This is a genomic window from Candidatus Nanoarchaeia archaeon (assembly GCA_035290625.1).
GTDB lineage: Archaea > Nanobdellota > Nanobdellia > Woesearchaeales > DATDTY01 > DATDTY01.
In genome coordinates, this window is the sequence record DATDTY010000001.1 from 12362 (window position 1) to 34510 (window position 22149).

At 46.6% G+C, this 22149-nt stretch carries 32 protein-coding genes; 24 read left to right on the forward strand and 8 right to left on the reverse strand.

All coding sequences use genetic code 11. The features are described from left to right. Positions 1-20: 20 nt before the first annotated feature. The 7 genes from VJB08_00045 to VJB08_00075 all read left to right on the forward strand — a co-directional run bounded on the left by VJB08_00045 (position 21) and on the right by VJB08_00075 (position 7389). Entirely contained in the window at positions 21-683 is a 663-nt protein-coding gene (locus tag VJB08_00045) for a hypothetical protein (GenBank protein ID HLD42361.1), read from the forward strand. 61 nt (positions 684-744) lie between these two features. Further along, positions 745-1044, forward strand: a complete 300-nt coding sequence (locus VJB08_00050; protein HLD42362.1) for a hypothetical protein — start codon at positions 745-747, stop codon at positions 1042-1044. A 70-nt stretch (positions 1045-1114) separates the two neighbouring features. After that, a complete protein-coding gene (locus VJB08_00055; protein ID HLD42363.1) occupies positions 1115-2140 on the forward strand; it encodes a hypothetical protein in 1026 nt (341 codons plus the stop codon). Beyond that, the gene (locus tag VJB08_00060) at positions 2124-3623 is read left to right on the forward strand and encodes an ATPase, T2SS/T4P/T4SS family (protein ID HLD42364.1); all 1500 of its coding nucleotides are present in this window, start codon (positions 2124-2126) and stop codon (positions 3621-3623) included. The genes VJB08_00055 and VJB08_00060 overlap by 17 nt, the downstream gene beginning before the upstream one ends. Before the next feature lie 2 nt (positions 3624-3625). Further along, entirely contained in the window at positions 3626-4522 is an 897-nt protein-coding gene (locus VJB08_00065) for a type II secretion system F family protein (GenBank protein ID HLD42365.1), read from the forward strand. A gap of 1 nt (position 4523) precedes the next feature. After that, complete coding sequence (locus tag VJB08_00070; protein ID HLD42366.1) at positions 4524-5489, forward strand: type II secretion system F family protein; 966 nt, start codon at positions 4524-4526, stop codon at positions 5487-5489. Positions 5490-5748: 259 nt separating this feature from the next. Continuing rightward, positions 5749-7389 carry a hypothetical protein gene (locus VJB08_00075; GenBank protein HLD42367.1) on the forward strand — a complete coding sequence of 547 codons (1641 nt, stop codon included), beginning with the start codon at positions 5749-5751 and terminating at the stop codon, positions 7387-7389. A gap of 104 nt (positions 7390-7493) precedes the next feature. On the opposite strand, the gene VJB08_00080 is transcribed toward VJB08_00075, so the two are convergent. From VJB08_00080 to VJB08_00090, 3 genes are read right to left on the reverse strand one after another with little or no spacing between them, the layout of a single operon-like run. Further along, positions 7494-8177, reverse strand: coding sequence for an ATPase domain-containing protein (locus tag VJB08_00080; GenBank protein HLD42368.1), 684 nt, complete (start codon positions 8175-8177; stop codon positions 7494-7496). A 3-nt stretch (positions 8178-8180) separates the two neighbouring features. Further along, a complete protein-coding gene (locus VJB08_00085) occupies positions 8181-8903 on the reverse strand; it encodes an ATPase domain-containing protein (protein ID HLD42369.1) in 723 nt (240 codons plus the stop codon). A gap of 34 nt (positions 8904-8937) precedes the next feature. Further along, positions 8938-9300: a DoxX family membrane protein gene (locus tag VJB08_00090; GenBank protein ID HLD42370.1), complete on the reverse strand. Its 363-nt coding sequence runs from the start codon at positions 9298-9300 to the stop codon at positions 8938-8940. A gap of 266 nt (positions 9301-9566) precedes the next feature. Between VJB08_00090 and VJB08_00095 the strand changes: the two genes are divergently transcribed. Then, entirely contained in the window at positions 9567-9857 is a 291-nt protein-coding gene (locus VJB08_00095) for a DUF357 domain-containing protein (protein HLD42371.1), read from the forward strand. Here the strand turns inward: VJB08_00095 and VJB08_00100 are convergent. Next, on the reverse strand, positions 9854-10321 hold the full coding sequence (locus tag VJB08_00100) for a peroxiredoxin (protein ID HLD42372.1): 468 nt from the start codon (positions 10319-10321) through the stop codon (positions 9854-9856). The genes VJB08_00095 and VJB08_00100 overlap by 4 nt on opposite strands. Positions 10322-10424: 103 nt before the next feature. On the opposite strand from VJB08_00100, the gene VJB08_00105 reads away from it, so the two are divergent. The 8 genes from VJB08_00105 (at position 10425) to VJB08_00140 (ending at position 15231) form a co-directional block, all read left to right on the forward strand. Further along, positions 10425-11132 (forward strand): hypothetical protein, encoded by a 708-nt coding sequence (locus tag VJB08_00105; protein HLD42373.1) that lies wholly within the window; start codon positions 10425-10427, stop codon positions 11130-11132. Position 11133: 1 nt separating this feature from the next. Further along, on the forward strand, positions 11134-11352 hold the full coding sequence (locus VJB08_00110; GenBank protein HLD42374.1) for a hypothetical protein: 219 nt from the start codon (positions 11134-11136) through the stop codon (positions 11350-11352). A 106-nt stretch (positions 11353-11458) separates the two neighbouring features. Further along, on the forward strand, positions 11459-11887 hold the full coding sequence (locus VJB08_00115) for a hypothetical protein (protein ID HLD42375.1): 429 nt from the start codon (positions 11459-11461) through the stop codon (positions 11885-11887). Positions 11888-11914: 27 nt separating this feature from the next. Beyond that, a complete protein-coding gene (locus tag VJB08_00120; GenBank protein ID HLD42376.1) occupies positions 11915-12910 on the forward strand; it encodes a cytochrome c biogenesis CcdA family protein in 996 nt (331 codons plus the stop codon). Between the two features lie 31 nt (positions 12911-12941). Next, positions 12942-13760 carry a hypothetical protein gene (locus tag VJB08_00125; GenBank protein HLD42377.1) on the forward strand — a complete coding sequence of 273 codons (819 nt, stop codon included), beginning with the start codon at positions 12942-12944 and terminating at the stop codon, positions 13758-13760. Further along, positions 13757-14002 (forward strand): hypothetical protein, encoded by a 246-nt coding sequence (locus VJB08_00130; GenBank protein HLD42378.1) that lies wholly within the window; start codon positions 13757-13759, stop codon positions 14000-14002. The genes VJB08_00125 and VJB08_00130 overlap by 4 nt, the downstream gene beginning before the upstream one ends. Continuing rightward, positions 13999-14403: a hypothetical protein gene (locus VJB08_00135; GenBank protein HLD42379.1), complete on the forward strand. Its 405-nt coding sequence runs from the start codon at positions 13999-14001 to the stop codon at positions 14401-14403. The genes VJB08_00130 and VJB08_00135 overlap by 4 nt, the downstream gene beginning before the upstream one ends. A 24-nt stretch (positions 14404-14427) precedes the next feature. Then, on the forward strand, positions 14428-15231 hold the full coding sequence (locus VJB08_00140) for a class I SAM-dependent methyltransferase (protein ID HLD42380.1): 804 nt from the start codon (positions 14428-14430) through the stop codon (positions 15229-15231). 299 nt (positions 15232-15530) lie between these two features. Here the strand turns inward: VJB08_00140 and VJB08_00145 are convergent, their stop codons facing one another. Further along, positions 15531-16121: a hypothetical protein gene (locus VJB08_00145; protein HLD42381.1), complete on the reverse strand. Its 591-nt coding sequence runs from the start codon at positions 16119-16121 to the stop codon at positions 15531-15533. A 486-nt stretch (positions 16122-16607) separates the two neighbouring features. Here VJB08_00145 and VJB08_00150 point away from each other — a divergent pair, with 486 nt between their 5' ends. Beyond that, positions 16608-16736 carry a TFIIB-type zinc ribbon-containing protein gene (locus tag VJB08_00150; GenBank protein HLD42382.1) on the forward strand — a complete coding sequence of 43 codons (129 nt, stop codon included), beginning with the start codon at positions 16608-16610 and terminating at the stop codon, positions 16734-16736. 121 nt (positions 16737-16857) lie between these two features. Then, a complete protein-coding gene (locus VJB08_00155) occupies positions 16858-16983 on the forward strand; it encodes a hypothetical protein (protein HLD42383.1) in 126 nt (41 codons plus the stop codon). A gap of 122 nt (positions 16984-17105) precedes the next feature. Here VJB08_00155 and VJB08_00160 read toward each other — a convergent pair whose 3' ends face one another. Continuing rightward, positions 17106-17348: a hypothetical protein gene (locus tag VJB08_00160; GenBank protein ID HLD42384.1), complete on the reverse strand. Its 243-nt coding sequence runs from the start codon at positions 17346-17348 to the stop codon at positions 17106-17108. A 432-nt stretch (positions 17349-17780) separates the two neighbouring features. On the opposite strand from VJB08_00160, the gene VJB08_00165 reads away from it, so the two are divergent. The 4 genes from VJB08_00165 to VJB08_00180 all read left to right on the forward strand — a co-directional run bounded on the left by VJB08_00165 (position 17781) and on the right by VJB08_00180 (position 20137). Then, complete coding sequence (locus tag VJB08_00165; GenBank protein HLD42385.1) at positions 17781-17927, forward strand: DUF5679 domain-containing protein; 147 nt, start codon at positions 17781-17783, stop codon at positions 17925-17927. 7 nt (positions 17928-17934) lie between these two features. Beyond that, positions 17935-18699 (forward strand): TatD family hydrolase, encoded by a 765-nt coding sequence (locus tag VJB08_00170; GenBank protein HLD42386.1) that lies wholly within the window; start codon positions 17935-17937, stop codon positions 18697-18699. A 43-nt stretch (positions 18700-18742) separates the two neighbouring features. Then, a complete protein-coding gene (locus tag VJB08_00175) occupies positions 18743-19570 on the forward strand; it encodes a hypothetical protein (protein HLD42387.1) in 828 nt (275 codons plus the stop codon). 258 nt (positions 19571-19828) lie between these two features. Beyond that, a complete protein-coding gene (locus VJB08_00180) occupies positions 19829-20137 on the forward strand; it encodes a hypothetical protein (GenBank protein HLD42388.1) in 309 nt (102 codons plus the stop codon). A 48-nt stretch (positions 20138-20185) separates the two neighbouring features. Here VJB08_00180 and VJB08_00185 read toward each other — a convergent pair whose 3' ends face one another. Next, positions 20186-20632 (reverse strand): RNA repair domain-containing protein, encoded by a 447-nt coding sequence (locus VJB08_00185; protein ID HLD42389.1) that lies wholly within the window; start codon positions 20630-20632, stop codon positions 20186-20188. 279 nt (positions 20633-20911) lie between these two features. Here VJB08_00185 and VJB08_00190 point away from each other — a divergent pair, with 279 nt between their 5' ends. Then, positions 20912-21316: a DoxX family protein gene (locus tag VJB08_00190; protein ID HLD42390.1), complete on the forward strand. Its 405-nt coding sequence runs from the start codon at positions 20912-20914 to the stop codon at positions 21314-21316. 70 nt (positions 21317-21386) lie between these two features. Further along, complete coding sequence (locus VJB08_00195; protein HLD42391.1) at positions 21387-21797, forward strand: archease; 411 nt, start codon at positions 21387-21389, stop codon at positions 21795-21797. 9 nt (positions 21798-21806) lie between these two features. Here VJB08_00195 and VJB08_00200 read toward each other — a convergent pair whose 3' ends face one another. Further along, on the reverse strand, positions 21807-21935 hold the full coding sequence (locus VJB08_00200; GenBank protein ID HLD42392.1) for a hypothetical protein: 129 nt from the start codon (positions 21933-21935) through the stop codon (positions 21807-21809). Positions 21936-22149 lie beyond the last annotated feature (214 nt).

Below are 22149 nucleotides of genomic sequence, written 5' to 3' on the forward strand. Positions count from 1 at the left end.
ACGTTTCTGTGTATATTTGTATGGAAATACGACTATTAGCTATAGATGAACCTACGTATCCTGATGGATCTGATATAGCATATTTTATGCTAGCAATAGAAGAATCTGTATCTGATTATGATGTTATTGTTGCTCCTGAAGCCGCATTTTCTACTAAGCCTGTCTTGCCTAAAGAAGGCAAAGACAGACTTGTTGAGAGGATTAGGGGCGCGTCTGAGGGGAGCAGCACTCTTGTACTGCCCGGAACGTTTCTTTGGAAAGACAATGGACAGCTATACAATTCATCGCCAATTGTGTCAGATGGAAGAGTGCTCAAAGAGTATTTTAAGGAAACTACTGATCGCCAGGATCAATACGTTGCTGATACCGAGGGACTTGTTCATATCACTGGGAATAACCAAGGGGGGGCAGATTGGAATGGAATCAATGTTGGAGTAGAGATTTGCAGAGATCATGGTATGGGAAGATTAAAGAGATGGATTGAGAATTTTGGTATGCGTAAGCCGGTAGACTTACATGTAGTGCTTTCTCGAGGAATATATTATCATCCCCCTCACGATATGAGTGGAGAGCAGGGTTCTTTTGTTTTGTGTGATGGGGTAAATGGAAGCAGTGATGTCAGGAGGAATTCTAGATTACTCCAAGGGGAACACACCTTCTTTGGAACACGGTATAGACTTTAGCATTATTAAGTAGTCAAATGTTCACAATGTTTAAATAGTCCAGAAAGACCCTCGTATATGTATGACCAAAGAGCTTTATTTAGGGTATAACCGATATACACAAGAGGTATTTCTTAATATCCGCGGAAATAAAAATGCTGCAGAAGATATAGGCTTTCGGAGACTTTTTGACGGAACCGATTTTATCAATCCGTTAATGGATTATTTAGTCAAAGACCACGGAACCAGAAAAAAAACTCTGCTTAAAATTGAGATTCCAGAGCCTGCTGCATCTGAGTTAGAGGAAAAAGTTAGCGATGCAACTGTGGCAAAACAATTGAATAAGTGGAGAGTAAACAAGCTTCCTTATTCTGATTCGTAAGGTTTCACCCCTCCAAAATTAACACACAAGTTTAAGAATCCTCATTCTGTGAATGTGATTGGGGAATGGAATGAAGTATTTGAAGGCATTGCTGCCAAGCCATAACCAGCTTCTGATAGAGTTATCGTTCCTGATCGGCATCGTATTCCTTGGGGCATCATTTATCGGCCAGAACACCAGTTCTTTCTTTGTAGGCCTCGGCATGCTGTTCTACTCCCTTTATGTCTTTGAGATGAGCCTCTTTGGTGAGGAAAAAGCACAGCAAAAAAAAGTCTCTGTTGTCCTCTTTTTTCTTATAGCACTTGGTATCCTGCTCTTCCTTATATTCCTCTCCTACCCAAGGATTATTGAGCCTTTGGCAGGAGTGCCCCTCAGCAAAAACTGGCTGATCTACGTCCTTATCGCCTTTTTTATCATAGACCTTGCATTCCTGGCAGCTCATATCAGGAAATCAAAATCTGCCAATGCTCCAAACTCTGCTCCCAAAGCTCACACCCTTAGAACCCTGCCTAAGGCAGCGCCCAAGAAAGAGGCAATGGAGACAAGCAAGCAGTTGCCAAAACCTCCAAGAAAGCACAAAACGCCAAGACAACTGTTCTATATCTTCTTGTTCTATGTTGGGATCCTCATCTCCATCTTTAGCCTGGTTTCAGCAGAGTGGATCACCTTTGTCATAATCCTTATAGTCATGGCTGCAAGCCTCTACAGCTACCGCTTAACACTTCCTGTGAGGCTGGCTGAGAAAGCTCCTTCCAAATCCCCTCCAAAAGCCCCCCTCTGGCAAAGGCTTCTGAACAGGCTTGGGCTCAGGATAAAAAAGAAAACATTTGCCCCTGTGGAAATCGAGACTCATCAGCCAAGAGACATCATTGTGAAAGGCGTTGCAAGCTATGAGACTGATTTTGACAGGCTCTATGCCCTTGTGCAGGCCAAAAAAATAGTTAAGGCGCAGGAGATTGCTCAGAAGTTTGGAATCAACATTAAAAAGGCAGAGGAATGGGCCAAGATCCTTGAGTCTTCAAATCTCATTGAGATCCTCTATACTCCATTTGGAGAGTTTACTGTGAGAATAAAAGGCAATGACAAAACCCATTGATGAATACGATATTGAAGCTGAGGGGATGCTTGTAAGGGTTGCCATATCCCATGAGCCAGGCGCTGCCCCGCTCTACCATATCGTAATCACGCAATTCAAGCCTGCGACAATTGCCCTGTTGAATGACATAAAGCAGCAGCTGATTACAGAGCTTCGCCTCACCTCAACTGAAGTCCTTGATGCGAAGATGATTGACAGTATCAAGGAAAAGTTCAAGCAGAAGGCATTTGCCTTGTTCAGCGACAGGCTTCCAAAAGCAAAAAGCGGAGAGCTGAATCTCCTTGTTACCTACCTCACGCATGAGATGCTTGGCCTTGGAAAGATTGAGTTCCTGCTGCAGGACAGCCAGCTTGAGGAGATTATCGTCAACTCTGCCAGAGAGCCGATACGGGTATACCACAAAAAGCATGGCTGGCTTGAGACGAATATCTTTGTAAAGGATGAGGCTCAGATCCAGAACTATTCCAGCATCATCGCAAGGCGCGTTGGAAGGCAGATCACAACCCTTCACCCACTCCTTGATGCACACCTTGTTAGCGGAGACAGAGCAAACGCAGTCCTCTACCCCATAGCCACCAAGGGCAACACAATCACCATCCGAAAGTTTGTGCGCGATCCCTGGACTGTAACCGACTTCATCCAGAACAAAACAGGGGACTCAACACTCTTCAGCCTGATCTGGATTGCCATGCAGTATGAGATGAACATCCTCATAAGCGGCGGCACAGGCTCAGGAAAAACATCATTGCTCAATGTGATCATGCCCTTTATCCCATTCAACCACAGGATTATCTCGATTGAGGACACCCGTGAGCTCCAGCTTCCTGAGTATCTCTACTGGGCTCCGCTTGTGACACGACAGCCTAACCCCGAGGGAAAAGGAGAAGTCACTATGCTTGACCTTCTCATCAATGCCCTGCGCATGAGGCCAGACCGGATCATCCTCGGCGAGATCAGGAAAGGCAGGGATGCAGAAGTGCTCTTTGAGGCGATGCATACAGGTCATAGCGTCTATGCAACCCTGCATGCAGACTCGATTGGAGAAACGATTCAGCGGCTGATCCACCCGCCAATCAACGTTCCTCCAAACCTGCTTTCTGCAGTCAACCTCAATGTGGTGATGTTCAGGGATAGAAGGAAGGGGATCAGAAGGATATACCAGGTAGGGGAGTTTATTACAGAGACTGAATCCGCAACGCCGCAGCCTGGGATCCTCTACAGATGGAAGCCGGAATCAGACGCCATGGTTGAGCACAACAAGCCAACCCGCTTCTTTGACAATCTGGCAAGACATACCGGCATGACATATGCTGAAATCGCAAAAGACCTCAAAATCAAGGAGAAAATCCTGAACTACATGGTCAAGCATAATCTTAGGGATGTCCAGAGCGTCGGTAAAATCATGAGGAAATATTATCTGGACGAAAAGGCAGTGGTCAGCCATGTCCTGGCTGCCAAGAGCCCAAAACAGCTATTGGAGTAGCAATGAACAGCGTCAAGATTCCCTTTTCCTTGCTCCCTCCTGCAATATTGGAGAAAGGGAGCCGCCGTTTCCTCTGGCTTGGCAGCATGGCTGAGAGGTTCTTTCCGTTTTTGAGACTCTCCCTCCTCCAATCTGAGCTTGGAGTAAAACCCAGGGAGTATCTTGCGTTGTGCATCCTCAGCACGCTTTCCTTTTTTTTTGCAGGAACATTTGTCCTGTCAGGGCTCCTTCTGCTCTTTAGAGTGGATGCTGCAATCCTTGTAGGTCTCAGCATTATGCTCCTCTTTTCTGCATTTATCTTCATTGAGCAGGTGATGTATCCAAGAGTCATTTCCAGCCGCAGGATCAAGGACATTGACCAGAACCTGCTTCCCGCCTTACGGACAATGCTGATTCACGTGAATTCAGGCGTTCCTCTTTTTGAGGCATTGGTGAGTATTGCTAACGAGCAGTATGGCGCAGTTTCCCTTGAGTTCAAAAAAGCAGTGAAAGCCATCAATGCAGGAATCCCCGAAGTTGAAAGCCTTGAGAAGCTTGCTGAGGAAAATCCATCGTTCTATTTCCGGAGGGCAATCTGGCAGATTGTGAACGGCATCACTGCAGGAAGCCAGGTGGACACAGTCCTGAAAGAAGTCACCCACAGCATCAGCCAGGAGCAGACAATCCAGATAGAGACCTATGGCTCACAGCTCAATCCTCTGGCGATGTTCTACATGATTATAGCGGTGATTATCCCTGCCCTAGGCATGACCTTCATGGTTATCATCTCCTCATTCATTGCCTTGTCTGAATCAGGCACTAAGATTATGTTTTGGGGGATGTATGCCTTTGTCATCTTTTTCCAAATCATGTTCCTTGGCCTTATCCGCACCAAGCGGCCAAATCTCATCGGAGGATAGCATGTATCAGTATATCGGAAAGCTCTACCCTGCTCCATTGAAGAAACGCCTTGAGAAACTCTTGTCCTATTCCAAAATCAGGACAGAGCGTGACAGCCTTATCGGATTTACAGCCCTGACCACCCTTCTCCTTGCCTTGCTTGCAGGCTTTGGCCTTGGATACCTGTTCAGCATTTCAGCGCTGCTTGTCTTCCTCCTGGCTCTGTTCCTGCTCCAGGCTCTGCTCTTTATCCTGCTCCTCCTCTCTGCCGAGAGGACTGCAAAGCTTGTTGAAAGCGTGCTTCCTGATGCGCTCCAGCTCATGGCCTCCAATCTGAGGGCTGGAATGACAAATGACCGGGCATTGTTCATGTCCTCAAGGCCTGAGTTCGGGCCTTTGGCCCATGAGATCAATCTGGTCGGGAAGAAGGTGATGCTTGGAGAGGAGCTTGAAGATAGCCTCCATGAAATGACTCGCCATATCAAGAGCCAGAGATTGGAGAAAGTTGTTGAGCTCATCACCTCAGGCACACGCTCAGGAGGCCAGCTTGCCATGCTTCTTGAGCATACCGCCGCTGACCTGAGGCGCCAGTCCATTGTAGACAAGAAGGTGAGGGCGAGCGTCAATATGTATGTCATCTTTATTTTTATCGCAGCTGGAATCGCTTCTCCTGTGCTCTTTGGCCTGAGCTCTTACCTTGTTGAAGTGCTCTCAGAGAACATCTCTAGCATTGATCTGCCTCCAACTGTGACAGCATTGCCTATCTCCCTGTCGAAGATCAGCATCTCTCCAGCTTTTGTGATCCAGTTTTCAGTCATATCCTTGATCACCACAAGCCTGCTTGCAAGCTTTGTCCTCGGCCTTATCAGCAAAGGCAAGGAAAGCGAGGGATTCAAGTTTATGATACCCCTGCTCTTCCTAAGCCTCTCCCTCTTCTTCGCCTCCAGGTATATTGTCTCGCATGCATTGGGCGGGCTGTTTGGGTAAGCTGCAGATAGGCATCCGGCTTCCCTGAAAATGTAGTTGCCGTCAATTCGTGAGGCTCTTATACGCTGAGACGCCAAACCGACAAGGGGGTCGTCCCACCCGGGGAATGTCGGTCCTCCAGAAGATCTTTGCAGCCGAGCCGGTGGCTAGCGAGCAAGCTCGCATTGCTCGCTTGCAAGCCACAGCAACCTCGAAGAGATTTTCAGGGAAGCCCTAGGCATCCTAAACCTTTAAATAGAATATCTTTCTGTGATTAATGATGAACACGAAGGTTCGACCAAAACTTCTGCTGCTCTGCGCATTCTTGATTCTTGCCCTGTTTGCAGCACAGATTACCTTTCCCGAAGAAACATTTGTTGGGAAAGCCGCAGATCTGCCTGAATCAGATGCTTGTGAAGAGGCTGGCATCTTATTTTGCGGACTGATGGTCAGCAGGGATATTGTAAGCTCGAAGTTCACATCCATGGAACTCAGAGGGATTATTGACGAGACTACTTTGTATCCGCCTCTTGACAACTGGGAAACCGGCGATTGGAATGAGGACGACTATACTCAGGAAATACAGTACCCTGGACCTGACTTCCGCCTTGAGTTTGCTGAAGATCCAGGAGTTCGCGCATGCGGCCTTGAGGATGTTGTTGAAGAATTAAGAGAAGTAGCAGAAGAGATAGCATTTTTCAGGCTTTTGAAGGAAGGAGGGTATTATGATTCAAGGATCCATCATGTGGATAGAAGGTATCTCAATGAAGAGGAGCTTCCTGAGTTTGATCCAACATATACAGGGCGCCTTGCAGCAGATTTTTTGGAGCAATGCTCGGAGAATCCGGGGCTGGGAGGCCTGCATCCTCAGGAAGGAGGGACATTTGCAGACATCTATGGGCGGATTCCAACAGGAAGCTGCGCAATCATTGTTAACCGGGTCATAGACTTGCAGCTTTCAATACTTGAAAGGAAAAAGGAGGATATCCTGCGGTCTCATGTTCGGGAGGGAAGGTATGCTCCATTCACAGCGGAAGATTTTAATGAAGGGACTGAGGTCAGTGATACAGACATATTTGAAGGGGCTAAGAGATTCGCCAGGAATTTTGACAGCGTATTTGATAGATGCAGAGTTTTCTTTAATAGATATAACGGAGATGCATCTGAGGATATCCTCTTTTCTCTCAAGCAAAGGTATTACGGGTATGCGTGTTCTGCATCAAAATCTGTATTTAGGCAATTTAACCCCCCTGAGGACGCACCACCAGTGGAAAGCCCAATTTATGGAAACGAACAGGGCATTTGTTTAGGCATATCCTCCACAGTCAACAGATTTTTCAGTGATGGAAAGTTCGTGGGAGGCGACTGTAAGATATCTCAGAGAGAATATGCTGACATGATAAGAGGTGAAGGATGCTTTGAAGTTCCCTGCCAGACCTTTAGCGAATTATTAACAGCAGTATACCCAAGAGGGAGCCATTCACCCCTCTCAGAGACGACGAGATTCCATCGTGAGCAGAATCAGGAACTGAAGGAATGTATGGCGAGAGAGGGGACCCTAGAAAGGAGAGGCACGCTGTTTGCGAGATGGTTTGAGTATACTAATCCACAATCTCTGCTGCAAATCGAGGAGCAGGAAATAAATTATTTTGATCTTCTCGATCGAATACTCGATGGCGAAACGCCTATGATATCAATTGTCGGCACTGCTTTGGGGCCCTCCCATTCAATTTTTGCGCATTCCTGTGATGATGTAGGCCTTATTGAGGTATTTGATCCTAACTTCCCCGAAGATACACGTTATCTCAGATACACAGGATCAGGCACGTTTATGGAGCCAACGTTCTTGGAACCCGTCATTATAAGACATGTTGAGTCTCCTTACACCCCCAGAAACATCTGCCATGAGGAATCTCCTTGATCTGCCACTCGTGTAAGACGTGAAGGCCTCAAACTCTGAACAGAAGATGATTATAGTGAAGGTTAGGATGAAGGGCACAAGTGAACCGCTTACCCTGAACTGCGTCACTCCACTGTCTTTGACGTGTCAACCTCTATGCCTTCCTTTGTGATGTCGAAAGGAAACGTCTTGTCAGGAATTTTTGTTCCCCTCATCTTGATCACTTCGAGCGCCCTGTTTCTTACTCCTTTCTGCTTCCTGTGGTAAAGAAAGATGATCCCATCCACCTCAAACTCCATCGCTGCAGTCACGCTTTCATCAGTCACATTTCCCTGGCTTGTAAGCACAGCAGTGCAGTCCCATTTGTTGATCAGCTCGAATAACGCAAGCGCAGCCTCCTTCTTTGTAAGCTCATCCTCATACAGCAGCACAAATGATGTTATTGAATCAATAACCAGCCTCTTCGCCTTCATCTTTTCGATGATATGCTCAATAATGCCCCCCCCTTCAACCAGCACCTTCTTTACCTGCTCAGGAGTATACTCAAGGAATGAGAACTTCCCTTCTTTCTCGTATTTCGCCAGATCCCAGCCAAATTCCAGCATCGACTCGTATACCTTTTCCTTCTTCTCTTCAAAAGTGATGTAGATCCCAGATTCTCCCTTCTTAAATCCCTCTACAAGGAATTGGATGGCAAAGATGCTTTTTCCCGAGCCAGCGGTTCCCGCAACAAGATTGATAGAATTCTTCTGAAACCCGCCTTGCAGCAGCGTATCAAGCTTGGAAATTCCTGAAGAGACCCGCGGCATTGCCTACCCCTCTTTCTTAAAGTCCTTCTCGAACAAAGAAAAGGGCAGTTGGTCATGGAATATCTTGACGCCTTTTCCATCTATGGTAAAGGGGTAGATGTCAAGCATATGGTCCTGGTTCCGCATTTTTGCTATCGTAAGGATGCGCTCAAATGACGAGGATCTCCGCACCTTTGAGAGGAGGATCAGCCCATCGAAGAGAAAGTCCTCAGGCTCATACTCAAGCTCATCAAGATGCGTAAAGGGCTTCTCTGCTGTGGCCACAAGCGTGACACTCGCTTCTTTCATTCGCAGGATAAAGTCAAGCACTTCCTTCCTGTAGTCCATCTCCCCTGCCACATGGATATAGCCGAAGAGGGTCAAAGAATCCAGCACGACGCGTTTGATCCGCTTTTTCTTGATGATCTCAAGAGGAGTGACAATCGACATCAGCTTTTTTGACGAGATTGACTGTTTGATGAAGGTAAGCAGGCCTTTCCGTTCCAGATCATCCAGGCCGGGGTATATCTCCCTGCCCGTCTCGCGGATCGAATCAACTTCTTCCTCTGAGGTTATGTACAGCCCGGGCTCCCCAAGCTTGGCTCCAGCAATCATGAACTGCATCGTCATCATTGTTTTTCCGGTTCCAGGCGCGCCAGTCACAAGGACACAGTTGCCCTGAAGAATTCCGCCATAGAGAATCTCATCCAGCCCCGGAATGCCTGTTTTTATCCTTGCATGTTGCATAGACCAGCTACCAGCACAACTGATATAAAAAGATTTAGGTCTTTGAGAGCCTGTCAGGCCCATTGAAGAACACAGCAAAAAACCCGGCAGCAAGGGCAAGATCCCTCACCATCACATCATTATATCCAAGATTGATGGCAATAAAGAGCACATGGATAAAGGCAATGAAAGCTGCAACCCTCACAATAAATCCTGACAGGAGCAGAAGGCTCAAAGCAATTTCAAATACTCCATTTGCAGCGACAAGCAGGGTTGTGTTTGCAACAGCATCAGCCCAGCCAGGAACATAGGAAGCCCAGTTGTCCGGAGACGCCACCTGCCACACCCCAAACCAGAGCAGAAAGATTCCCAGGCTTATCCTGAGGATTACTGGCCCATAGGACGAATCAATCTTCATCCAACCACTCATATTCCTCATCTTTTTAAGGGTTTTTATTTTGATGGAGGTTGGTGCGAAATTGAAGGTTGCCATCATTTTGTGAGCAACATCGCTAATGAATAAGCATCGACATCGAGGGGGATGCCCCATGGAGGACGAATGTCGATTATCACAGAGATATATGCCATGTGCGAACTCGATGGCAACCCGAGCATTGCGAGAATTTCGCACCAACCCCATTTTTACACATAAACTTTTAAACCTGTTGCAGTTTCAGGTACACCATGAATATCATCACTGATGAAAAGCTTGAAAAGTATTTTTCCATCACGCAAAGAGCGCTTCTGAAGGCAAAGGCAGTAAAAAAGAAAGCAGAGATTGACTTTGAAGAGAAGGCGCTTGAATTCCTTGACATGGCCCAGCGCTACTTTGACGATGCAAAACATTTTGAGAAGAAAGGGGATATCGTGACTTCCTTTGCCTGCCTGAACTATGCCCACGGCTGGCTTGATGCAGGAGCGCGGCTTGGCCTCTTTGATGTTGGAGGAGACTCAACACTTTTTACTGTGGATTAGCGCACTCTCTTCACTATGCCCAGCACATCAGCGGCATGGCCTTTCGGCTCCACACTCCTCCAATGCTCTGCAATCCTTCCCTGAGGATCAATAAGCACAGTGCTTCTGATAACTCCTTCAATCTCCTTGCCGTACATCATCTTCTTCCCCCAGGCGCCATACTGCTTAATCACTCTTTTGTCAGGATCGCTTAAGAGCCTTACTGTTAAGCCGTGCTTTTCAATGAAGTTACAATGGCTTTTCCCAGAATCCGGGCTGATTCCAAGCACAACTGCATCGCTCTTGTCAAACTCTTTGCTAAGCCCCGAGAACTCGATTGCCTCGATGGTGCACCCCGGCGTGTCGTCTTTTGGATAGAAATAAACAACAACAAATCTCCCTTTCAGGTCTTTCAGGCAGACATCTTTCTCATCCTGATCCCTGAGGCAAAAATCAGGCGCTTTCATCCCTTTGGTGATCTCCATGGCGAACAGTCAGAAACAGGATATATTTCCATGTTGTGATTTTTGCTGATTCCAAGAGCACAGATTCACAAACTTTATAAACGCCATCACAAGCCTTCACACTATGAAACTCGAAGGTAAGTTTGAAAGTATAAGCATTGGGCTTGTTGGTGTGCTGGTTCTCCTCGTTGTTGCAAACCAGGCCCAGATATCGAGCATTTCAGGATCTACAACAGGATCCAGCATAGGACTGGGTTCAGGCTTGAGGCTCGGCAGAGGCACTGCTGATCTTGCTTCAGTGGACATCAATGAGATCAGGTCAACAGCGCAGGGCATTGCAACGCTTTTCCCTGTAGAAAAATTATCAACAGCAGAAGGGGCAATGCAAGCCATGTTTCCGACAGGAACTCCAGAGTATGGAGATGCGATGGGAGTGACATTTGATGATCCTATCGGAGCCTTGACAAAGCTCTCAAACGCCTATCCTGCATTGGACCAACAGGCAAGAGGAAATCCAGAGGTTTGGCAACGATACATTAATCTTGCTTCAGAGCCAAGAGGCGTAAGCTGCGAGTTCTGCTGCGGTGTCGGAGCAGCAGGCATCTCAAAAGATGGCCGCTCACTCTGCGGCTGCCAGCATGCTCCTGCTCTTTTAAGCGTCACGCTCTGGCTGCTTATGAACACAGACTACAATGACGCGCAGATACTGCAGGAAGTATACCGCTGGAAAACCCTTTTCTTCCCGAGGAATATGATTGAGCTTGCAGGCAAGGTTGCAGGCGGAGACAGTTCAGTGTTAAATGATTTGCCAGGAATGGTAGGAGGATGTTAGCATGAAAAAGGAAGTATTGATAACCATTGTCTTGGCTGTCTTGGTATTGGTATCTTTGGTTCAGGCTCTCCAGCTGAGAAGCCTTAAAAGCCAGATTGAGACAGGTAGCTTTTCTGTGCAGACAAAGGCTGCTGCTACGCCAGTGGCGTCAGGAAGCGCCGGAAGCCCAGCATTGCCGCAGAGCCTGGATAACCTTCCGCAGATGGTCGGAGGATGTTAATCTTTTGTGAAGGGGCAGATTCTTTGTTCTTTTCTGCTTCTCATCTCTCAAGCATTGCTGCATTTGGGGATGGATGATGAATGGTTTAATTCTTGGGATGTTATCTATGGTCATGCTTCAGGCTTGTGCTCAGGCCAGTGAGGATAACCCTGATATGCTGGCCATCAACCTAATGGACTATAAGACCTTAGCATTCCATATGCATCCTCATCTTGAGATTGAGATTCTTGGGGAGCAGTATGTCATCCCAGCAAATATAGGCGCATCGCGCCAGGCGATTCGCGTGATCCACACCCATGAGCCTGACGGAACACTGCATGTTGAGTCTCCTTATCCTCATCAGTTTGTACTGGCAGACTTTTTTACAATCTGGGGAGAACGTTTTGATAAAACGTGTATCTTTAATTACTGCATTGATGAAGAGCATGAACTCCTTGTGTTTGTCAATGGAGGGCAGAGCGATTTGTATGAGAATACCCCCCTCAGGGAAGACGATGAGATAAAGATAGTTTATAGGAAGTCTATAGGAGAGTAAAGAACAAGAACCAAGAAGGGAATAGACATGAAGCTGCGATATCGTCTCATCCAAAGTGCAGGCGCTTTAAGCATAGCTTTAGCACTCCTCATAACCCTCTTTGCGCAGTCTGCAACAGCCCAGGATCTGCCTGTCGGCCTGCAGAAGATCAATGAATACAACCAAAAGCAGGCAGAGGATATAGCTCTCAAAGTATCATTTGTTGTCGCCTTTATTGCAGGAATCCTCGGCATCTTCTCTCCATGCATCCTGCCGTTCCTTCCTGCCTACTTTTCTTACACATTCAAGGAAAAGCGGAATATAACTTTTATGACACTGGTGTTCTTTCTCGGATTCTCAGTCTCCTTTGTTAGTATGGGAGTGATCGCTGGCACGCTTGGCTATACAGCATTAAGCGTGATCCAGCCTGCGTGGCTTGTCAGGATAGCTGCTGTTGCAATCATTATCTTTGGCATCATGACCTTATTGGGAAAAGGGATATCCTCGTTCGTGAAGTTCAGGGTTCATTCCCGGAACGATATCCCAGGAACGTTCTTATTAGGCATATTCTTTGCTGTCGGATGGTCTGCCTGCTTAGGGCCTATATTAGCAGGAATACTCGGAATCGGAGCCGTATTGGGAAATCCTGTGCTGAGCGGATTCCTTCTGTTTGCATATTCGCTTGGAAATCTGCTGCCATTATTCGTATTATCTGTCTTTTATGATAGATTCAACTTAGGGAAGAGCAGGCTTATCAGAGGAAGGATCCTTCATTTTTCATTGATGGGAGAAGGATATGAGGTTCATTCAACAAACCTGATCTCAGGAGTCTTGTTCTTGGTTTTGGGAGGGGTCATGCTGGCGTATAATGGAACAGCTGCCTTGAATGCATTGGATCCTCTGAGGCTGTCAGAGTTCTTCTATTCAGGCCAGAATGCTCTGATTAGCTGGAAGTACAGCCAGATTGCCGGGATTATGGCTTTGGCGGTGTTTGCGATAGGTGTTGGCTGGTTTTTGTGGAAGAGAAAAAAGGATTCTGAATAGATTTAAATATGGTCTGTGCTTTGCAATATGAATGAAAGAAGAAGTGCTAGAGCTTCTGAGAAAGCATACCAGACATGAATTTGTTGCGTTAACCCCTAAGGGAAATGCTTCGGTGTATGCTGCATTTGAGACAGTCAGGCAATTAAGCCAGCAGAATGTTGTGCTGATTCCAGACCAGGGCGGCTGGGTAACCTACCGCCAGATTCCCAGGAAGATGAAGATGCTTGCCTTTGAATATAAAACAGATTACGGTGTCCTGGACGCTAAAGGCCTGCCTTTGCACCTCCAAAATGTGAACTCCCTCATCTATTCCAACCCTGCAGGCTACTATGCCGATCAGCCAAGCCAGGAAATCTATAAGGAATGCTCCCAGCGTTTTCCTGTCATCATGGAAGTGTCAGGCTGTCTTGGCTCAGAGACCTGCGATGGAAGGCATGCTGATATCATGATAGGAAGCTTTGGCAAATGGAAGCCGATCAGCATAGGGACAGGAGGCTTCATCTCCTTCAAGGCTGAGGAAGCCTATAAGGCCTTCCTGGAGAGAAAAGAGCATAAAGAGCCAAGCATAGAGGAGACAAAGCTCCATGACCTCTATGCCAAGCTTGAGGCAGCTCCTTCAATCTACAAGAGGTATTACGAAGCTGTCCAGCAGATAAAAAAGGATTTGGGGAATTTTGAGGTCCTCCATCCGAAAAGCCAGGGTATCAATGTCATTGTGAAGTTCAATACTGAAGATGAGAAGAAGCTTTTGGTCCAGTATTGCGAAAAGAATAAATATGAATACAAACTCTGCCCAAGGTATATCAGGGTGAATGAGAACGCATTGAGCATTGAGGTGAAGCATACATGAAGAGGGTTATGTTCCTGGTGGTCATTTTCTTACTGATAGGCTCTTTGATGATCCTAGGGGCGAGAGACATCTCCCTATCCAACTCAACAGGCAGAAAAACCTTTTTCCTCAGCTTTCTTGAGTGGATGGGAGTTGTGGGAAAGAGCAGCTATGATACTGCCGGCTATGCAATAAAGCAGGATTGGCTTCCGAACGTGAGCCAGAACAGCAGCAACAGCTCAATCCGGAAGTTGCTCCGATGAATGAGCCAGAGTCCATGGACACTCTTGTGTACTTTACCAACAGAACCATTGGCAATGGCCATATCAAGGCGTGGGTATATAAGCAGCAGTGCTCCCAGTGCAAAGGAATGATGGGTAAGCCGAAGGGCGCAAAGGGGAAGGTAAAGATCAGGGCGCAGAATTATGTCTGCAATGAATGCGGATTTTCAGTTCCCAATGAAGAATATGAGGGCGGGCTCAAAGTTCAGGTCAAGTACACCTGCCCTTCCTGTAGCAACAGGGGGGAGGCAGAGGTTCCTTTTAGGAGGAAGCGCATCAATGGTGTTGAAACCGTGCGCATCGAATGCAGCCACTGCCACGCATCCGTTGACATTACAAAGAAGATGAAGGAGAAGAACGCAGGCGAGCAGGAAAAGCAGTGAGGCCGAAAGCTTTGTGGATATAACATGCCAAAAGACTGGAGCGACGAGTTTGTGCACCACTGGAATTATTTCATAGGTCCTGCCAGAGCATCTCCTTCTGACTTAAGGTTCATAAAAAAGAAGATTCTCGAGAAAGACAGGGATGCAAAGGTGCTTGTTTTGGGAGCAACACCTGGATACAGGAACCTGTGCGGAGAGTTGGACATTCCTGTAACACTTATTGACTTCAAACGATACAATTATGAGTACCTCTCAGATGAAGTCAAGAATAAACCAAAAGAGAGGTTTGTGGAAGGTAATTGGATGGATACAGTGCTGCCTGAGAAGTTTGATATAATCCTCGCAGACAATGTTCTGAATGTTGTTCCAACTAAAGAGAATATACGGATTGTCCTTAAAAACGTAGCCAGTATGCTAAAGAAAGATGGGCTGTTCATGCCGAGAACTTATGTAAGGGGAAAAAATGAAAGGATTGATCCTGAAAAGGTCATTAAGGAGTACAGGAAAAAGCGGGACGGAAGTGACCTTTACACATGGCTCTCAAGGGATTTATATCTGGCTGCATATGATTTTAAAGAGGATGTTGTCAGATTTAAGGATATCTGGAAGGTTATAAAGAAGATGCATGACAATGGCCTTTTTACTGATGAAGAGCTCAAAGAGTGGAGGAACAACTCGTTTGAGAATAGGGAATTCCATTTTATAATCCCTGTAAAAGAAGAGATTGAGGAGATTCTTTCAGAATTCTTCAATATTAAGCAGGTGTTCTGCGGAACCGAAGAATATATACACGAAACACTTCCGTTGTATGTACTTACATTGAAATGAACCTAATAGCCCAGGTGGCAGAGGCAGAGTTGTTCCGGCTCACTTTATGTTAAGCATGATCTTCGTGAAAAAGGTATTGGAACAAAGCCGTTGCAGTATGTTGAGAAATATGCTAAAAAGAAAGGATTGAAAGAATTGAAATTAGGTTCAACTATAACCGCTTTAGATTTTTACAGAAATAGAGGTTACAAAACCATAAAGAAAAAATATTATGTGGTCCTTCAAAGTGTTAGAATACCTTGCATCCTGATGTCAAAAAGATTGTAAAGGCACCAAAACTCAATTGAAAGTAACAACCCTTAGATAAACTCCTCTTTCTTCCGCTTTCTAAGCAGCAAGCCTATACCAAAGGCTGCTGCAAGCGCTGCAAGCAGGATAAGGGGGCCGGTAAGAGAGCCTTGATCAGCAGCGTTCTGTCTGCACTTGTAGAATCTTGTGTCACAAGCTCCGTTCTTACAGTCGCTGTCCTCCTCGCATTCTATCTTTGAAAGAGGCAGGACAGTCATGCTTCTCTTTGCATCAGGGCAGATCATTGCCGGATCATCAATCTTGTCTGTTATGATAACTGCTTCAATGCAGGTAAGGTAGTCAAATGTTCTCACACCTGCAATGGGGGGCCTGATTTTCCATGGAAACACTGCCTTGCCGGTTGCATTAGGCCCAAGCTGGAGGTTGGGATGGTAGGAAGCAAATATTGTCTTGGTCTCTGCCTCCTGGAGAAGGACAGAAGCGACATGCGTTGTAGCATTGATATTATTCCATATCAGGAAGGTTATGTTTGCTTCAGTCCCTTCCCTGCAGTGGGGATCGCTGCACTGTATAGTCGAGGAAAAAGCCGCAGATACACTCTGGCTTGCAAGAACCAATAAAACGATGGCAAGGAAACGCATTCCAGCGGAGTTAACAGAGGGGATATTTAAGTCTTTTGAACCTGCCTGAAATCAATCGGCGCCATTGAAAGGCAATGCAATGCCTCATCATGAGCCATTGAAGCAAGGTAGGAGCAGCGACAAAGGGGTTGCTCCACACGGGAAATGTCGCCTAGCAGCAGAATCTGTGATTGGCGAATCTGGCATTGCCGAGCGAAGCGAGAGCTTTTCAATGGCGCCCGCCAATCGGCTCAGTAGAAAGTCAGCCGGCATCAGGCTCGCTTGCGCTTGTATTCGTGTATGCTGACACCCCCGAAGGTGCTAAAAAGAGCTACGCTCTTTTGGCACACCAAAACGCCCGACGGCGTTTTGATTGGGGCAACCCTCTGTCAGCAGCGGTTATGATTGCGAAGAAGCTCGCAGAAAGGATGCCGGACTTTCTACAGAGCCCCGCCAATCGTTAAATTTAAATATTCAGAAAAGCCCAGCCCCTTCGGGGATGGAAAGATGAAAAAGCAGAAATCAGCCCAAGTTCCAGAAACTGAGGAGAGGAAGTGTCCAGAGTGCGGAAGCAGGGATATTGGCACTGATGAGACTGAGATGTACTGCAAAAAGTGCGGCTATGTCTTTGAGTGATGGCTGCTTCTTGATGGATAAATTCTACAAAACCTGCCCTAGTATACTTTTTTCACCATCAGCCCGCACAAAATTTATAAAGGATGATTGCTCAGAATAAGTAAGGGGGGTGGGTAAGATTATGAACCAATCTAAAATCCATGACATCGTTGTGGTTGAAGATGGTTCGCTTATCCATAAGCAGGTCGAGCAAAGGCATGGGTTGCTCTTTATGCGAATAAAGAAGCGGCATGTCTTTGTGACCTGACTTGTTCTGCAGTTAAGAGTGGCTAAGAGTGGCTCTTGGGAGAACAGCACCTGTTTGTAAGCTTCCTTACAGAATAATCTACTGCCCCAAGATATGCCAAAGAAAGATTCTAAGATGAGATCCTAATGATACCGTAGAACACGTATCTCTTCATGCTGTTTCTGCTCTAAAGGCAGGTTTGCCTGCACTGCAACTTCAAAGGGATCTCCTTTATGATGCAGCAGAACAAGGTTTGCCTGCGTCTCAAAATAGACAAAATGCCTTTGCCATCCGTGCTTGTCAGGCTGGTAGAAGAGCTTTTCAGTATTCAGCTGCTCCGCAAGCCTAATGAACTCTTTCATTCCGTTGATTTGCAGAATAGGCATAGCCCTCTTTGGGCGTGCATCATTTATATAGTTTCTTGTTTTAGGCAGCGTTCAAAATTTGGGTTGCCGCCTGCTTGTGAGCAACCTACCTAGAGTAGGCGCATCGACAAGGGAGTTGCCCCAGCCAAAACGCCATCGGGCGTTTTGGTGTGCCAAAAGAGCGTAGCTCTTTTTAGCACCTTCGGGACATGTCGATATACACAGATATGCAGAGATTGCGAACTTGGCGGCAACCGCTGAATGAGATTTTGAACACAGCTTGTTTTAGAGCCGAGATCATGATTACGAATTTCAAAATGAACCTCAGATTGCCTATAAGCACAAAATTTTCAGGTTGCAAAGCCCAGGGTATCAGCTTTTATCCTGATTTCCAAAAAGTTTATATACTAACCACAAGTAGTTCACAGTAAATCCTAATACCGAGGTGAAAAAATGGTGCAAGGGAGATGTATGAAATGCAAGAAGCAGGTTGATATCAAGAACGGTAAGGAGACGACCATGAAGAATGGGATGAAGGCAGTAAAGGGAGAGTGCCCATCTTGCGGCACAAAGGTTTTCAGGATTCTTGGAAAGGCTTAGGCCTTTTATGATTGACTGCCATTGCCACCTTGACCACCCTCTCTTTGATAAGGACAGAGACCAGGTGGTTGAGGCAGCAAAAACATCTGGGATTTCTGTTATCATTACCAATGGCATAGACCCTGGAACAAATAGGAAATCCCTGGAGCTTGCCAGGAGGTATAGCATTGTAAAAGCTGGCCTTGGCGTCTATCCCAGAAGCGCAATCAAGCATGAGACTGAGCAAGAGGGAAAAAAGTACACCTCCTTTGATATTGGTGAGGAGCTTGGGTTTATCACAGATCATAAGAAGGAGGTTATTGCTATAGGGGAGGTTGGCCTGGATGGTGTCCGGGGCATCGATACTCCCCAAAAAAAGGACTTTGAACTCATGATTGAGCTGGCAGAAAAGCTCAAAAAACCCATCATTGTGCATTCGCGCAAGGCTGAAGCTGAAGTGCTTGCCTTGCTTGAGACCTCAAAGCTAAAAGTAATCCTGCACGCCTTTCATGGCAAAAGGAGGCTCGTCCAGAAGGCAATTGACAATGGCTGGTATTTCTCAGTCTCTACCCATATAGCCAGGAGCCAGGAGATGCAGTACATAGCTAAGGAAGCTCCCTTGTCAAAGCTGTTTCCAGAGACAGATGCTCCGTTCCTCAGCCCATTTCCAGGAAAGCGCAATGAGCCTGCTTTTGTTATTGAAGCAATTAAGAAGATTGCCGAAATAAAAGGCCTGGATATGGAGGAAACATCCAAGAATATCTGGAAAAATTACCAGAAGGTGTTTGTGTAGGGAGCAAGCAACCTTAATATAGAAGGCTTCATTCCCCCTCTTTATGCACAGGAGAGCTTTTCTGAGCCTAACCCTCACAGCAGCGGCTGCTGCCTGCACCAAGATGCAGGGATTAGAAATGACCATTGCTGATGCATCGAAAGACCACAGCAGAGCATTGCAGCTTGGCCGCCAGTGGATGGCTGAAGGGAAATTCGGCGAAGCCAGGGCTGCACTAGAGGTTGGTGTGCAGGGATATACGCTCCGGCAAGACTTGAACCTGAATCTCTACATGTATAACGAGGGCCAATTTCAGCCCCTAACCCAAGAACAAAAGGACGTGCTCATGCAGTTCTATGATGCCTTGGGCCATGCCTGCGCAGCAGCGCAGCAATTCTCCATTGCTTTGGGGTATTTCCAGCAGACAGTCTTCATCGATCCCAGCAACCCGGAGCATTTTATGGCATTTGCAAAAACCAGCGCTGAGATATTTAATGATGAAGCAGCAGAGGGATTAAGGCTTCCTTATGAAACCCTCTTAAAGCGTCATGTTCGAGTCATCCGATACCCTCCAATGGTTGTGATGAATGCAAGCGTAGCTGCATATTTAGAATGTGACTCCCGGCCTGGCCAATGGCAACTTGCGAATCAGGTATTCCAGGAATACACGAGATATCTAAAGGATGTTGCCATGGAGCTGTCACGAAGGGACATAGCATGTAGCATCCAAATCCCTAATGAAGAGAGCAACCAGGAAAAATGGGATATCGCAAGGCAGATGTACCAGCAAGACCCTTATTTTACAGTCCGATATCAGAATTATCTCCCAGGGATGATCCATTTTGCAATCCCCCTGCAAGAAAAAAGGCCTAATACTTCAAACAGCCTGTAAGATGCCAGGAATAACTGGCTTCCCTGAAAATGGCGTTGCCGTCAATCTGCGAGGCTCTTGACCTTAAAGACTGAAAACCGACAAGGGAGTTGCCCCCATGGAGGAATGTCGGTCCCCCCGTCATATGCGCGGCCGAACCGACGTGCTCCGAAGGAGCGCCCGGAAATGTTTGGCATTTCCGACGGCAACCTCGAAGAGATTTTCAGGGAAGCCGGAATAACGCAAAGCCTTTTATACCTGTTTTGCCTATAAGCCTCTATGAAACTGACTCTGGACACCAAAGAGGACTCGCATGAGCATTTGAGGCACGTGATTGCGATGCTTCAGAGTATTATCGGAGGTAGTGAGCAGGACGTCCATGAACCTGGACAGCAGCCTGTAAGTCAGGACCAAGGCTTTGTCAATCTGTTTGGTGATGCTGCAATCAGCCCATCGCCTCCTGAGCAGAAAAAGGATTCCGGCCTTGATGTTGACCCTGCAAAGATCCAGGACATCCTGCAGAAGGCAAGCTTAGAAAAGGCGCGCCTGTCTGAGACCAAAGAGTTCAAGATGGAGGAATATCTTTAGGATGCATTTCATCTAACGCTTCTCGCCTTGCAGAACGAATTTAGAAATCTAAAATCTCCACACCCTCTTCCCGTTTCTATGTATCGCTCTCACCCTGTGGATAGGAATAAAAATCTCCTTGCCACGCTCATGGATATGGATGATATTCTTCTCGATGCGCCGTATCTGGGCTGCCTTGAACTCTATCTCCTTTTTTCTCACCTTATCCAGATACCTGATCCTGAACTCGTTCCTTTGCGGATGCGCCTGAACAGAATTGAGAATCTTCAGAGTGCCCTGCTCCAATCCTCCCAAAGGATCAAACTCCTTGAGGATAATCCCTGAGAACGTAAGTATCGCCAAGCCAATAAACAGGCTGACAAAAGGCTCTTCAAGTATAGGCAACGCTCCAAACCCTTCCCATATCCCACGCCAGAAGAAGATGATTCCTGTCGCTCCAAGAAGTGACCAGAGAAAATGCTTGTCTGACTCACGCAACTGATAGATACTACTCACCTCTTTTGGATGCTTTCAGGCATTCGGGTATAAATACGTTATGGTTTTGTGGCTCAGTAGCAAGTCCGGCATCATTCCTGCGAGCTTCTTCAGCTCCATAAGCAGTGCTGACAGAGGGTAGGCCCCTTCGGGGGTGTCAGCATACACGAATACAGGCGCAAGCGAGCCTGATGCCGGCTGACTTGCTACTGAGCAGGTTTTGAGCTGCCGCCCAGGTATGGAAAGTTTTAATAACCCTCCATGAACCTTTCAAAAAATAATTATAGGGAGGTGCGCAGCATGGCTTATTTTGAAACAAAGTATAGGGATTATCTGTACGTTATTTTCCGTATAGGCATAGGTGCATTATTTTTCATGTATGGTGTGCAGAAATTGTTCGGACTTTGGGGTATGCCCGGAGGTCCTGCTGCCTTTGGGACTCTGGTCTGGTATGCTGGCGCAGCCGAGCTCCTGATAGGATTAGCTCTCATTGCTGGTGTCCTGACGCGGCTTGCATCCTTCTTCGGGGTAATTGAGATGATTGTGGCCTACAGCATCGGGCACGCTTTACCCGGAGGATGGAATCCTGCAGTAAACCAGGGAGCGCCTGCTCTGCTGTTCATGTTGGCGTTCCTCGTTACTTTGGCGTATGGAGCCAGAAAAGCCAGTTTCGAGCAAGCAGTCCTTGGAAAAGAACTCTTTTGAGCTTCCGCAAAGGATTTACAGAACCCAGGCTCCAGCAACCTATAAATAGTCCTGCCTCTTACTGCATCTCATGGGCTACCGTATGCTTGATGACCTGACCTCAGATGTCATGTTTGAGGCAACAGGAAAAGACTTGAAGGAATTGTTCAGCAGCGCTGCCCAGGGACTGTTCTCCATCATCTGCGACAGGAAGAATGTGAGGCCAGCTTCCAAACGGGGCATTCATGTTGCAGGAAAGGATCTCAGGGAGACCATGATCAATTTTCTCCAGGCCCTCATCGCTTTAGTTGATACCGAAGAGATGTTCTTCTCCAAGTTTGTCATTACGAGTGCTGAAGAGACAGAGATTGTTGCAGAGGCCTATGGCGAGCCTTTCAGGCCTGACCTTGCAGGAACTGTTGTCAAGGCAGTTACTTATTACAATTTCTCTGTTGAAAAGACTCAGAAAGGATGGCGGTGCAAGGTTGTTGTGGATGTGTAAATATAAAAATCACAGCTTTAACCCAACCACTGCTGCAACCTCACTTGGGCTTGACTCAAAGCTGTCAAAGCCTGTTAAGAATTTGCATCTCCGGCTGATCTCTTCCAGATTTGGATCTACAAGAACCAAGTGGCGCACCCAACATTTATAAGTAAGAGTCCATTTCTATATATTTATCAGACCAAAACTATACTCATTTAAATGGCAAAAAAGGGTTAAGTCAACACGCGTGTGTTGACTTTCTTTGATTGTAGTGGTAGAACCATAGCCCAAAGAATGCTTGAGCGCCTCCCAAACTCTGGAATGTGCTGAACCACTTAACCCTTCGTTTAATCTCTCTATTCAGCCTCTC